Below are 12,926 nucleotides of genomic sequence, written 5' to 3' on the forward strand. Positions count from 1 at the left end.
TTTATTTTGTCATTTTTCTAAAGTGGCTAACTTGATTATAAAATTCGCCTTTAAAATAATACTCAATATTTGTTATTATATATATGTTTAAACATATTCTTTGGCTAGGAGGATTTAATCGTGAATTATATTAATAAGGAATTACCTGAATTCGATGTTGATGCATATCAAGCTGGTGAATTAAAGACTGTTACCAAAAATGATTTGTTAGGGAAATGGTCAATTATTTTTTTCTATCCTGCTGATTTTTCATTTGTTTGTCCTACAGAATTAAGTGAGTTGCAAGACTTGTATGAAGAATTCAAAACTGCTGGAGCTGAAATTTACTCAGTCTCAGTTGATAGTCAGTATTCACATATGTCTTGGGCAGAGACAACGGAAACTATTGGTAAAATCCAATATCCAATGTTGTCAGATCAAAAACATGAGTTGACAGACTTTTTCAATATGATTGATGAAACTAGTGGTCAAGATTATCGTGGTGTCTTTATCGCTGATCCAAAGGGAATTATCAAGTCATACACTGTTAATGCTATGGGTGTAGGTAGAAATCCAAAAGAAATTCTACGAACCTTACAAGCGGCACAATTTGTTGAAGAACATGGTGATAACGTTTGTCCAGCAAATTGGCATCCCGGGGAAGATACAATTAAACCTAGCGGAGATTTGGTTGGTAAAATTTAATTCTATTTTACGAAGACATTCAATTACTTTGGATGTCTTTTTTATTTTGTTGCTCCGTTATAACTATATATAGTGATACGAAATCAAAAAAATCTATATCTTGTATCAAATGATAAATTCCTAATTTAGCAAGTGAGTTAAGCGCTTTACACCGATATGTCGTCAATATGCTCAAGAAACCATTTACCAAATTTAGTTCAATTGGTGGTATGATTTTAGCTGTCGGTTAAATTGATATTTTTTAGAAATACGGTTTAAGGGATAAATAAAAATTGACCATTTCAAAATATAAATGCCACAATCATATATTTTGGCAATGGTCCAAGAGGAGAAGGATAAATGAGTATATTTAATCCAAAATGGTATGTTGAACAAATGAAACATTGGAGTTTCAAGAGTTACATGCTATTAATGTTTGGCTTGGGGGCCATCACTGCATCAACACTTTCACATTCTATTAATGCAATTGCTGTTTGGACATGGTTTGCGGCCGTTTTAGGTTTCACATGTACAGTTGCTATTACAAATGCAAAACCTTTAAATGGTGTTTTAGGATTAGTTTCAGCACTTATTTATATTTTTGTAGCTATCAATGCTAAGAACTTCTCTGATGTTGTTCTTCAATTAAGTTACATTATTTTGCTAGATATTCCTGTTTTGATCAGTCCACAATGGGCTAAGGATGCTGAAAAGCATATTCATGGTTTAACTGCTATTAAGTGGCTTTGGACAGCGTTATTTTTCTTTGCTTCATGGGGATTGCTTTATTTGATGGATACACATCTATTCATCAGTCCACGTCCAATTATTGATTCTGTAGCTGCTGCTATTGGATTTACAGGTGCACTTCTATGTACATTACGTTTCCGTGAACAATATTATTTCTGGACTGCTCAAGGTATTATGTCAATCGTTCTTTGGGGTGTTACCGCTACACAAGGTGATGCTAGTCCCGTTCTATTCTTGACATACATCATGTACTTCATGAATGATATGATTGCTTTCTTCGACTCACATATTCACTGGTTCCACAAAGATGCTACTGAAAACAGAGCTAAGAGTGAAGAATTGGCTAATAATTAATCTGTTTTTTGTTGCATTTAAATTACCAATTAGATTATTATTGTTGAACAATAGTAATCTAGAAGGGTAAATGAAACTGTGAAAAAATTTGTTAAAATCACTTTATCAGTCGTTATAGGCGTTACGTTATTTGTCGATGTAGCGGCTGGGGGTTACATGTTTAACTATGCATTTAGTAAGAGTGGGTACAGTAGTCAGATAAAGGGTCACTTGAGTAAGAACAGTCAATGGTTTTTGAGACAAAAACCGCAGATCTGGGAACAGACTACAAAAGACCATATAAAACTAAAGGCTCGATATTTACCTGCCGAGAAGGAAACCGCCAAAACAGTGGTTGTTGTCCACGGATTTGGTAGTGCTAGTAAATATATGGGGTCTTATGTCAGAATGTTTCACAACGCAGGATATAACGTTCTGGCGCCGGATAATCGTTCTTTTGGTATGAGTCAGGGTAAATACGCCGGGTATGGTTGGAAAGATCGAACCGATATGATGAATTGGATCAAACGACTTAATCGGAAATTTGGATCTGATTCACAGATTGGACTCTACGGTATCAGTATGGGTGCTGCAACAGTCATGTATACTTTGGGGGAACATCCTAAAAATGTTCGTTTTGCTATAGCCGATTGTGGCTATTCAACGATTTCCGGTGAGTTATCTTATCAACTAAAAGAAATGTTCCATTTGCCAAGTTTCCCAATTGTGCCTACAGCTAGCCTTTTTGCTGATTTTATGGCAGGTTATAATTTCTATCAAGCCAGCACTAAGGACAGTCTGAGGAATAATAAGGTACCATTATTTGTTATTCATGGTTCGAAAGATGATTTTGTACCAACTAAGAATGCTTATTTGAATTATGATTACACTAACGGTCCTAAAAAGCTTTGGATTGTTAAGGGTGCTAGTCATGCTAATTCCTATAGTAAGGCCGAGCAGCTTTACATTGATAAAGCAACGGATTTTGCTAATAAATATTTTAATTAAAATAATAGCCAGTAACTCGAGATGGGTTACTGGCTATTTGTGTTCTTATTCATGCTTTTGGTATATGATAATTTTACTAAACAAAGGTAGGTGATTGAATGCAAGAACAAGATGATTTGCGTTATTTTTTGAATCGAAAGCAAAAGTTTGATGTTCGTGCAGTATTGATCTTATTACATCAGGGTGAAGTCTTTGTTAGACAAGAGAATAGCAAGCAAGAATTGTATATCCTGCCTGGCGGAGCTGTTAAATTTAACGAAGAAAGTCAATCTGCTGCTGAGCGTGAGGCATATGAAGAACTAGGTTTAACCGATTTGAAGCTAGAATTTGCAGGTATCTTAGAAAACTTCTGGAAATTGAAGAGGATTGAATATCAACAATTGAATTTGATCTATCGTCAAGAAGTTAACGATGAAGTATATCATCAGCTACAACATTTGGATTACCAGAAATTTGATTTGCCCCCTAATTCTGATTTGAAGTGGGTTAGAGTTGATCAAATAGAAGATACTTTGCATCCGAAAGGAATTGCTAGAATTTGTTATCCAAAGGCCAAAGTACAGCATTTAATCAATCTTCAAAAAATTAATTTTTAAAAAATGATTCGTTATTGATTTTGTTATCGGTAACGAATTTTTTTTGTGAAATCCGATTGACTATGCAAAATGGGATGAATAATATTAAAAGTACGCTACCACGGTAAGCGCTTACTATATATAAAAGGGGGGATTTAGATGTCGATGATTGAAGTATCTAATTTAACAAAGGATTTTCGAAAAACTATTAAGTCACCAGGACTAGTAGGAGCCTTTAAATCATTGATTAAGCCAAAATATGAAACTTTTGAAGCCGTCAAAAATTTGAGCTTCGAGGTACCTAAGGGGGAAATTTTGGGCTTTATTGGTGCTAACGGTGCAGGTAAATCAACAACCATTAAGATGTTAACCGGAATCTTAACGCCGACTAGTGGATATTGCCGGATCAACGACAAAATCCCTCAAGAGGATCGTCAAAATTATGTTAAAGATATCGGGGTTGTTTTTGGTCAAAGAACCCAATTGTGGTGGGATCTACCATTGCGTGAAACCTATTCAGTTTTAAAAGAAATTTACAATGTACCTGACAAAAACTTCTATAAACGAATGGATTTTCTAAATGAAGTTTTGGATTTAAATGACTTCATTACTAGCCCAGTAAGAACCTTATCATTGGGACAACGTATGCGAGCCGATATTGCTGCCTCACTGTTGCATAATCCGAAGGTTCTATTTCTGGATGAACCAACAATTGGGTTAGATGTATCAGTTAAGGATAAGATCAGACATGCCATCGAACAGATCAATCAAGAAGAGCAAACCACAATCATTTTGACGACACATGATTTAGGCGATATTGAATTGTTGTGTAATCGTGTTTTCATGATCGATCATGGACAAGAAGTTTTTGATGGAACAATCAAACAATTGAAGAATCGTTTTGGACACATTAGAGAAATTGAGTTTGAATTGGTCAATGCGGAGGATGCGAATCGTCTAAACTTTTCTCAATTTGGTTCAGCTATTGAGTATTCGCAGAATGAAAAGAATGTTCGAGTTAAATTTGATAGTAGCAAAGTATCAGTTCCTGATGTTATCAGATTGACCTTGTCACAAGTTGACGTTCAAGATATCAGTGTTAAAGATGCGGATATAGAAGATATCGTTAGGAGGATTTTCCGAAAGGAGGCGGCCGAACATGACTAATTTCTTGAGAAAATATCGTCCCTTTGTATCAGCGGGTATCGAAGAGGCAATTGTTTATCGTGCTAATTTTCTGCTATTTGCGTTGGGTAATACTTTAGGCGCCTTTGTAACTTATTTCTTATGGAAAGCTGTCTTCCAATCGAGTACGAATTCAAGTTTAAGTGGGTTTACTTTTCCGGAGATGGTTTTGTATATCTTTTTGAGTTTCTTTACTGGAATTCTAACCTCAAGTGATGGTTCTAGTAGTGTTGGGGATGAAGTCAAAGATGGCTCAATTGCAATGCGTATCCTCAAACCAATCAGTTTTACGGCTAATTATTTTTATGAAGAAATTGGTAGTAAACTTATCGATGTCGGTGTTTTAGCAGTACCACTATTTGGTGGTATTTTAATCTATCAAATTGTTGGTACTGGGACACCAGTTCTTAATTTGGGCAATTTGTTATTGTACTTTTTCAGTGCAACAGTTGCATATCTAATTAATTTTTACTTTAATATTTGTTTTAGTTTCACCGCATTCTTTTTTCGGAATCTGTGGGGATCAAACGTTTTAAAAAATGCTTTGGTAATCTTCATGTCAGGATCATTAGTACCTTTGGCATTTTTCCCACCAGTCTTACAGAATGTTCTGAAAGTGTTGCCATTTTCATCATTACTATACACGCCGGTAATGCTGTATCTCGGAAAGTATAGCATGCAACAAACTATTTCTGTATTACTCCTACAAATCTTTTGGTTGATATTCTTTATTTTTTTAGCAAAAATCATTTGGCATTTTGCTATCAAACATTTGAGTATCCAGGGAGGTTAATATGAGAAGAGTATTACATCTAGAAAAAATTTTTATTTCACAATATTTAAAACAGACGATGGAATATAAGGCTGATTTTATCGTTGGAGTTTTGGGAGTTCTACTCAATCAAGTTTTAAATTTGATCTTTTTACAAGTTATCTTTAGTCAGGTACCTAAATTAGCCGGCTGGAGTTTACAACAGATTGTCTTTATCTATGGATTTGCCTTAATTCCCAAGGGATTGGATCATCTCTTCTTTGATAATCTTTGGATCGTTGGTCAAAAATTAGTTAGAAAAGGTGAATTCGATAAATATTTAACACGTCCTATCAATCCACTTTTTCACGTGCTAGTTGAGACCTTTCAAGTCGATGCTTTTGGTGAATTATTGGTTGGTGTTATCTTATTGGTTATGTCATCAGCTACAGTCCATTGGACTTTGTTAAAAGTGATTTTATTTATTGTTTCAATTCCATTTGCCACGGCTATTTATACAGCTTTAAAAATTGGTACTTCGGCCGCAGCGTTTTGGATGAAAAAGAGTAATACTATCACTTACTTGTTTTATATGTTTAACGATTTTGCTAAGTATCCGGTTAGCATTTTCAATCATCTAATTCGTTGGATCATTTCTTTTGTCATTCCATTTGCTTTTACGGCCTTTTATCCAGCCAGCTATTTCTTAACTGGAAAGAATGTGTTGTTTAATTTAGGTGGATTAGTGGTTATCTCAGTGGTCTTCTTATTCATTTCTATTAAGATCTGGAATAAAGGAATTTCATCTTATGAAAGTGCTGGATCGTAAAAAAAAGGAACTTCCTTTTGCCATTTGAAGCGATTGGAAGTTCTTTTCTTTATGCATTTTGTGTTTGACCACTAATATTTTTAACTGATGAAGTATCATCGCTGACCTTTTCTGCAGTTTCCATTTCCTCAGTATGTTCTTGTTTGTAAGCTGCCTTATCAAGAACTTTGAAGAATGGAAGGTAAACAGCAACGGCAATGACTAATTCAATTAATTGCCATACTGGAGCACGCCAATCACCAGCAGTAATTAAATAACCATTGATAAAGATTGGAGTTGTCCATGGAACTTGAGCAATAACCATGCCAATAATATGAGCTTTCATTAAGAAGTATGTAATGCCTTGTAGAACCATTGGAATTAAAATGAAAGGAATTGATAATGTTGGATTTAGAACAACAGGGAAACCAAACATAATAGGTTCGCTAATTTCAAAAACTGAAGGAATAGCACCTAATCTAGCTAGTTGTTTGTAGCGTTTGCTCTTGGCAAAGAGAAGACAACAAATAACTAGAGCTAGAATAGCACCGGTACCACCGATATTCATACCAAAATCAAGGAATCCATCGGCTGTGATATGTGTTGGAGCAATGCCTTTAGAGACATCCTTGATATTTGCCATCAAAAAGTAGGTATAAATAGGTGAAGCCACTGCACCTAAGACATTGTTTCCGTGGATACCAACTGTCCAGAGGATCAGAGTTAAGAATAAGGCAAACTCAACACCCCAGAAACTATTTAATCCACCAACTAATGGTGAGAAGATTGCTTGAATAACGGCATTGATTTTGATGTTAAAGAGAACTCTTATAATCCAGAAGAAACCTAAAGATGCACATGCGGGGATTAGAGCAACAAAGGAGCTAGCAACAGCTGGTGGTACTGAATCTGGAAGAGTAATGACAATGTGCCTTCTAATGAAGAAAGCTACAATTTCACTTGAAATAATTGAAACAATAATTGCAGTAAACATACCATCTGATCCTAAAGTCGAAGGATCGATTTGGAATTTATCATTCAACATACAAAGAAGGAATGCTGAAACACCGATAGCTGTACCGGATAATGTATCTATTTTATTTAATTTGGCCATCTCATGACTCATACCGATGGCAACAATAACAGCTAAGATACCAAAAGTAATGCTAACAGCCGACTGTAATTTTGCTTGATAGGGTGCGACTAATTGTGTCCAACCTGGGAGTGGCAGATTTGCCAAGATCATAAAGATACTGCCAAAGATTGTAAATGGAACGGTAATAATCATTCCGTCACGTAATGCCAACATATATTTCATATTACTGAGTTTTGCTAACGCTGGGCTAAAACTATTTTGAAACCAATTTGTAATCGCTTTCATAACTAAACTTTCCTTTCCGCTTGATTACCTTTAATCTAGCATATGGAAATGGTATTGTAATTAAAGATAATGCTAGCTAAATACAACATATTGAAGGTGAATTCAATGAGATATAGTTTCAAAGCAAAGGATCGATCATTACCATTATATGTAGACAGTATTGGTTACAAATGGCGACAAGAGAATGTGTCTAGACCGAAAGGTTATAATTACGTTCATTGGTTACAGACATATTCGGGAACTGGAATAGTAAATATTGAAGGTCGAACAATAGAATTGAAAGAAAATCAGGGCATTTTGATCAATCAGAATATCCCTCATGCTTATCATTCTAAAAATGGTCTTTGGATTACAGATTATTTTTCCTTTGGTGGTTTATTAATTTCAGAGATTACTAAGGTACTGGGAATCCAAGATTATCTTTATATTGAAACTCCAGAGAGTAAGCTAAAAAATTTTATTGAAGTGCATCATAAGGAATTTAAAGAAAATAATCGTTTAGCTATCTATGAATCTTCGACTCTAGTTTATGAATTCATGCTTTTGATAAAGAAGTATTGTGTCGTCAATCCACACAATTATCAGATGAACAAAAAAATTATTGATCCTATTTTACAGTTGATTCGTGAATCATACCAACAGAATTTGACTAATAATGATTTTGTTAAACTAACAAACTACAGTTTACAGTACATCTTGGAAGCCTTTAGAACTAATTATGGCAGTTCGCCACATCAAATCTTGATAGATTATCGTATAAAGATGGCTAAGGAATTGTTATTGAATGAACCGGAGCTCTCAATTGATGAGATTGGTCAAAAAGTCGGTTTCAATACTAATAGTTATTTCATTTCAATGTTCAAACGCGGTGAAAAGGTCACACCAGGAAAGTTTCGTGGATTATATAGATAGTTTCAATATCTGATATTTTTGTACTATTCTCCTTAATTACTAGTTGTTATTTCTATGGTAAATTGATTCATAATCAAATAAAAGGAGAAATGACTATGAAATTTCCTGAACATTTCTTGTGGGGTGCGGCTTCGGCGGCTTATCAAGTCGAAGGTGCCTATAAAAACGATGGCAAAGGTCCATCAATTTGGGATGAGTTTTCGAAAATTCCAGGAAAAACAAAACACAATACCAATGGTCAGATTGCAGTCGATTTCTATCATCATTACAAAGAAGATATTGCTTTAATGGCGGAAATGGGTCTCAAGGCATATCGTTTTAGTGTTTCTTGGAGTCGGATTTTACCTGATGGTGAAGGCAAAGTTAATCAAGAGGGATTAGCGTTTTATGAAAAAGTAATCGATGAACTTCAAAAAAATCAGATTGAACCTATTTTGACACTGTATCATTGGGATCTTCCTGAAGCTCTACAAATTAAGTATGGTGGTTGGGAGAGTCGTCATACAATTGATGCTTTTCTAAAATACTGTCGGGTACTCTTTGATAATTTTGGCAATAAGGTTAGGTATTGGATTACCTTTAATGAACAGAACGTATTTACTTCATTAGGCTATCGTTGGGCATCTCATCCACCTAATGTTTCAAATCCTAAGAGAATGTTTCAGGCTAATCACATTGTCAATTTAGCAAATGCTAGAGCCATTCAACTATTTCACCAGATGGTTCCCCAAGGTAAGATAGGTCCCAGCTTTGGCTACGGGGAAGTTTATCCATTAACTAGTTCTCCTGCAGATGTTTTAGCTGCCGTTGATGCTAATCAGTTTAACAATGATTGGTGGTTGGATGTTTATTGTCGAGGCGAATATCCAGAAAAAATTATGTGTTTGTTAAAGCAGATGCATATAGCTCCAGATGTAACTATCGAGGATAAAAAAACTCTGCAGGCAGGTAAACCTGATTTTCTTGGAATCAATTATTATCACGGGGGAACGGTCAAGGCACCTGATACTGAAAAAAGTACTATAGAAAAAAACTTTGACAAAATTGATCCTTACTTGATGGCTGGGGACGTACAAGAGGATACCCCTGAGTCACGACTGTTTCAATCAGTTGAAAATCCCTATCTAGATAAAACCGATTGGGGCTGGGAAATTGATCCAATTGGATTTAGAATTGCTTTGAGACAGGTTTATGAGAAGTATCGTTTACCACTTATTATCACTGAAAATGGTTTAGGAGCTTTTGATAAATTGAAAGATGATCAAGTAGATGATCAATATCGAATTGATTATTTAAATGAGCATTTGGTACAAGTTGGAAAAGCTATCTCTGATGGAGTACCAGTATTTGGTTTCTGTGCTTGGTCATTTACCGATTTATTGAGCTGGCTAAACGGCTATGATAAACGTTATGGGTTTGTCTATATTGATCGGAATGACTATTCTCCTAAATCATTGTTGAGAATTAAGAAAAAGAGTTTCAACTGGTATCAAGGAATAATCGAAACCAATGGTGGAAAGTTAGAGGTAAAATAATGTCAATTTTGTACGGTGGTGACTACAATCCTGAGCAATGGCCTGAAGATACTTGGCAAGACGACTGGGATAAGTTAAAACAAGCACATGTTAATTCAGCAACAATTAATGTTTTCTCGTGGTCTTTATTAGAACCAGAGGAAGGCGTCTTTAATTTTGATAAGTTAGATAAAATTATTGCCTTATTGGAAAAAAATAATATAAAAATTGTTATGGCTACTTCTACAGCAGCTTTGCCATTCTGGATGACTAAAAAGTATCCAGAAATCAATCGTGTAGATGATTATGGCAGACGTCAAATTGGTGTTAAACGAGAGAACGCTTGTCCTAATAGTCCTGAATTTCAACGTTTAGCTAGTCAATTGGTCGAAAAAATAGCACAACGTTATTCTTCGGTTAAAAATATTACACACTGGCACATTTCAAATGAATACAATGGTTACTGTTACTGTGAGAATTGTACGAAAGCTTTCAGAGAATAGCTAAAATATCAGTATGATAATGATTTGGATAAAATCAATCAGGCTTGGGGAACTAATGTCTGGAGTCATACTTATCACAGGTGGGATGAAATTGTACCTCCAATGAGAATTGGTGATACATATGATAATGGAAAACCAGTGATGTCGGGATTGGATATGGCCTATCGTAGATTTCAATCAGATAGTCTTTTGAACAATTTTAAAATGGAACGAAATATTATTAGAAAATATGATCAACGTCCGGTAACAACTAATCTAATGGGTTCACAAAAGGATTTGGATTACTTCAAGTGGGCCAAAGAAATGGACATTGCTTCTTGGGACAACTATCCCAGCTTTGATACGCCAGCCGGTTATACTGCTATGCAACATGACTTAATGCGCGGAGTCAAAGATCAACCATTTATGTTAATGGAGCAAACGCCTAGTCAACAAAATTGGCAACCATTTAATTCTTTGAAAGCACCTAACCAAATGCGGATGCTCAGTTATCAAGCAATGGCTCATGGAGCCAAAACTATTCAATTTTTCCAATTAAAACAAGCTCGTAATGGTTCAGAAAAATTGCATAGTGCCATGATTTCACATGCTGAATCAACTAAGACACGTGTCTTTGGTGAATTGAAGAAGTTAGGTAGTGAATTGAATCAATTACCTGAAGATTTGGAAAACTCACGTAATCAATCAAAGGTCGGAATGATCTTTGATTGGAATAGTTACTGGTGCCTAGAGGATTGTATGGGACCAACGACTAATTTGGATTATGTTCAAGAGGTTTATGACTATTACAGAGCCTTTTATAATCGTAAAGTTGGTGTTGATATGATCTCCAAAGAAACTGATTTGCAAAAGTATCAGATTGTCGTTGCTCCAAGCATGTATATCAATTCACCAGAAATGACTACTAAGATTGAAAAATTTGTTCAAAATGGTGGCATTTTTATCACTGATTACATGTCTGGCTTGGCTGATAAAGATGATAATGTTTATCTGGGCGGTTATCCTGGCCTTTTAAAGAATGTTCTAGGGTTAAAGTACGAAGAAACAGATGCCTTACCATTCGATCAGATGCATGATTTGGTGTCTGACGGCAAGATTATTGGAAAAGGTGGTTTAGTTTGTGATTTGATTCAGCCGCAAACAGCAGAATCGTTGGCTCATTACAGTGATGAAGTCTTTTATCAGAAAAATTCAGTTTTAACGAAGAATCACTTTGGAAAAGGTTTCGCTTACTATGCTGGTAGTCGGTTGGATGATCAAGCTATGGACTTCTTTATGAAGGATATTTTGCAGCAAGCTCAAATCACACCAGATGAAACCAAAACAGGCGTTGAGGTCGTTACGAGAACAGGTAAAACGGCTCGCTATACTTTTGTCATTAATACTGATAGTCAACCTAGGCAAATTAATAATCCCTATCCCAACAGTAAGGATTTGTTGACACAAACGATGACAACTAAAGAAATTGATTTAAAGCCATATGATGTATTGATCTTGGAAAATGGATTATAGATATTGAAAAAGTGCATCTCGAAACGTAAATGGATTTGATTCTACGTTTTGAGATGCACTTTTAAACTCACTTTAGTATTTGTTCAATTGTCTTACGGGGTACTTGTTTCTTTTCCACCTTTTCCCAAGAAAGAACTTTATCATATTTGCGATTATAAACGACTTTTAAGTAGTTATCAGCTTTGATAGGGCGGCCGATAGTGCTATTGAACTTTAATAACTTTTCGTTGCCATCCTTATCATAAGCCTTTTGTTTATAATAATATTCCTTATAGTCGGCACCAGAATCATCCTTTTCAATGATTTCTTTGTATGAATCACTAACATAAGTATAATAGTCATCCCCAGTAAAGTTAGGAACGTACCAAAATTGATAAGCCATCAATGGTATTAAAACTATTAATGCAATTACTAAACTAATGCCGACTTTTTTATTCATCATTTATCCCTCCGAATTCATTAGGAATAATAGCATAAATATTGAAACAATAGTCCTAACGATTTTGTAAGGTCTGTAAGATAAATAATAGGAAGGTTCCCATATCAAGAATTTTCCCACATTGAAAATGTTAGATTCAAACAGTAAATTTTTCCCCAAAATGGCTGATTTGATCGTGATACTTCACAAAAATATGTGCATCTTTATTTTCAGCAATTGGATAATTAAAAAATTGACCAGAAAAGATATTTCTTTGATTAAGGTAGGAAAAGTCTACCGTATCACTTTGAATTTCATCGATTGTAGCTGGACTATTGCCGACATTGCGAATCTCAATAGTTTGTTTATTGATACGCCGACAAATCACATAAGGTCGATTCTTTTGTAGTAGTAATTTATTTTTAGTTTTCATCAATCCTTTGATTTGAAAGAGACTGGTTGAAATTAAGATTAAGCCGACTAAAACAGATAGAGCCAGAATGAAACTGGCAATAACTAATAAAATTTGCGTTGCTGAATTCATGTTTTCACCTCAAATTTATTATTTCATAATCATGTTTATCTTACAATTCCGTCACATCAAACTAACAGT

The 12,926-nt window shown here is 35.0% G+C and carries 13 protein-coding genes and 1 pseudogene; 11 read left to right on the top strand and 3 right to left on the bottom strand.

Features of this window, described 5'->3' with window-relative positions:
• Positions 1–120: 120 nt before the first annotated feature.
• From FD33_RS07480 to FD33_RS07510, 7 genes are all read left to right on the top strand, one after another.
• On the top strand, positions 121–684 hold the full coding sequence (locus FD33_RS07480; protein WP_025085837.1) for a peroxiredoxin: 564 nt from the start codon (positions 121–123) through the stop codon (positions 682–684).
• A gap of 339 nt (positions 685–1,023) precedes the next feature.
• Complete coding sequence (gene pnuC / locus FD33_RS07485) at positions 1,024–1,767, top strand: nicotinamide riboside transporter PnuC (RefSeq protein WP_025085836.1); 744 nt, start codon at positions 1,024–1,026, stop codon at positions 1,765–1,767.
• Positions 1,768–1,845: 78 nt separating this feature from the next.
• On the top strand, positions 1,846–2,754 hold the full coding sequence (locus tag FD33_RS07490) for an alpha/beta hydrolase (RefSeq protein WP_025085835.1): 909 nt from the start codon (positions 1,846–1,848) through the stop codon (positions 2,752–2,754).
• A gap of 98 nt (positions 2,755–2,852) precedes the next feature.
• Positions 2,853–3,350: an NUDIX domain-containing protein gene (locus tag FD33_RS07495; RefSeq protein WP_025085834.1), complete on the top strand. Its 498-nt coding sequence runs from the start codon at positions 2,853–2,855 to the stop codon at positions 3,348–3,350.
• Between the two features lie 138 nt (positions 3,351–3,488).
• Complete coding sequence (locus tag FD33_RS07500) at positions 3,489–4,496, top strand: ABC transporter ATP-binding protein (protein ID WP_025085833.1); 1,008 nt, start codon at positions 3,489–3,491, stop codon at positions 4,494–4,496.
• Positions 4,489–5,307 carry an ABC transporter permease gene (locus tag FD33_RS07505; RefSeq protein ID WP_025085832.1) on the top strand — a complete coding sequence of 273 codons (819 nt, stop codon included), beginning with the start codon at positions 4,489–4,491 and terminating at the stop codon, positions 5,305–5,307. Before FD33_RS07500 ends, FD33_RS07505 begins: the two co-directional genes overlap by 8 nt.
• A gap of 1 nt (position 5,308) precedes the next feature.
• On the top strand, positions 5,309–6,094 hold the full coding sequence (locus tag FD33_RS07510; protein ID WP_025085831.1) for an ABC transporter permease: 786 nt from the start codon (positions 5,309–5,311) through the stop codon (positions 6,092–6,094).
• A gap of 49 nt (positions 6,095–6,143) precedes the next feature.
• On the opposite strand, the gene FD33_RS07515 is transcribed toward FD33_RS07510, so the two are convergent.
• The gene (locus FD33_RS07515; RefSeq protein ID WP_025085830.1) at positions 6,144–7,454 is read right to left on the bottom strand and encodes a PTS sugar transporter subunit IIC; all 1,311 of its coding nucleotides are present in this window, start codon (positions 7,452–7,454) and stop codon (positions 6,144–6,146) included.
• 105 nt (positions 7,455–7,559) lie between these two features.
• On the opposite strand from FD33_RS07515, the gene FD33_RS07520 reads away from it, so the two are divergent.
• The 4 genes and pseudogenes from FD33_RS07520 (at position 7,560) to FD33_RS12935 (ending at position 11,895) form a co-directional block, all read left to right on the top strand.
• Entirely contained in the window at positions 7,560–8,366 is an 807-nt protein-coding gene (locus tag FD33_RS07520; protein ID WP_025085829.1) for an AraC family transcriptional regulator, read from the top strand.
• Positions 8,367–8,461: 95 nt separating this feature from the next.
• Entirely contained in the window at positions 8,462–9,901 is a 1,440-nt protein-coding gene (locus FD33_RS07525; RefSeq protein WP_234031745.1) for a glycoside hydrolase family 1 protein, read from the top strand.
• Positions 9,901–11,676, top strand: a pseudogene (locus FD33_RS12930) (beta-galactosidase); the annotation flags it as partial. The gene FD33_RS07525 and the pseudogene FD33_RS12930, both read left to right, overlap by 1 nt.
• The gene (locus FD33_RS12935; RefSeq protein WP_234031747.1) at positions 11,659–11,895 is read left to right on the top strand and encodes a Beta-galactosidase C-terminal domain; all 237 of its coding nucleotides are present in this window, start codon (positions 11,659–11,661) and stop codon (positions 11,893–11,895) included. The pseudogene FD33_RS12930 and the gene FD33_RS12935, both read left to right, overlap by 18 nt.
• 67 nt (positions 11,896–11,962) lie before the next feature.
• Here FD33_RS12935 and FD33_RS07540 read toward each other — a convergent pair whose 3' ends face one another.
• Together FD33_RS07540 and FD33_RS07545 are read right to left on the bottom strand one after the other, a co-directional pair.
• Positions 11,963–12,337 carry a YxeA family protein gene (locus FD33_RS07540; protein WP_081784543.1) on the bottom strand — a complete coding sequence of 125 codons (375 nt, stop codon included), beginning with the start codon at positions 12,335–12,337 and terminating at the stop codon, positions 11,963–11,965.
• A 133-nt stretch (positions 12,338–12,470) separates the two neighbouring features.
• Entirely contained in the window at positions 12,471–12,857 is a 387-nt protein-coding gene (locus FD33_RS07545; RefSeq protein WP_025085826.1) for a hypothetical protein, read from the bottom strand.
• Between the last annotated feature and the right edge of the window lie 69 nt (positions 12,858–12,926).

Source organism: Companilactobacillus paralimentarius DSM 13238 = JCM 10415, from assembly GCF_001434985.1.
Lineage (GTDB): Bacteria > Bacillota > Bacilli > Lactobacillales > Lactobacillaceae > Companilactobacillus > Companilactobacillus paralimentarius.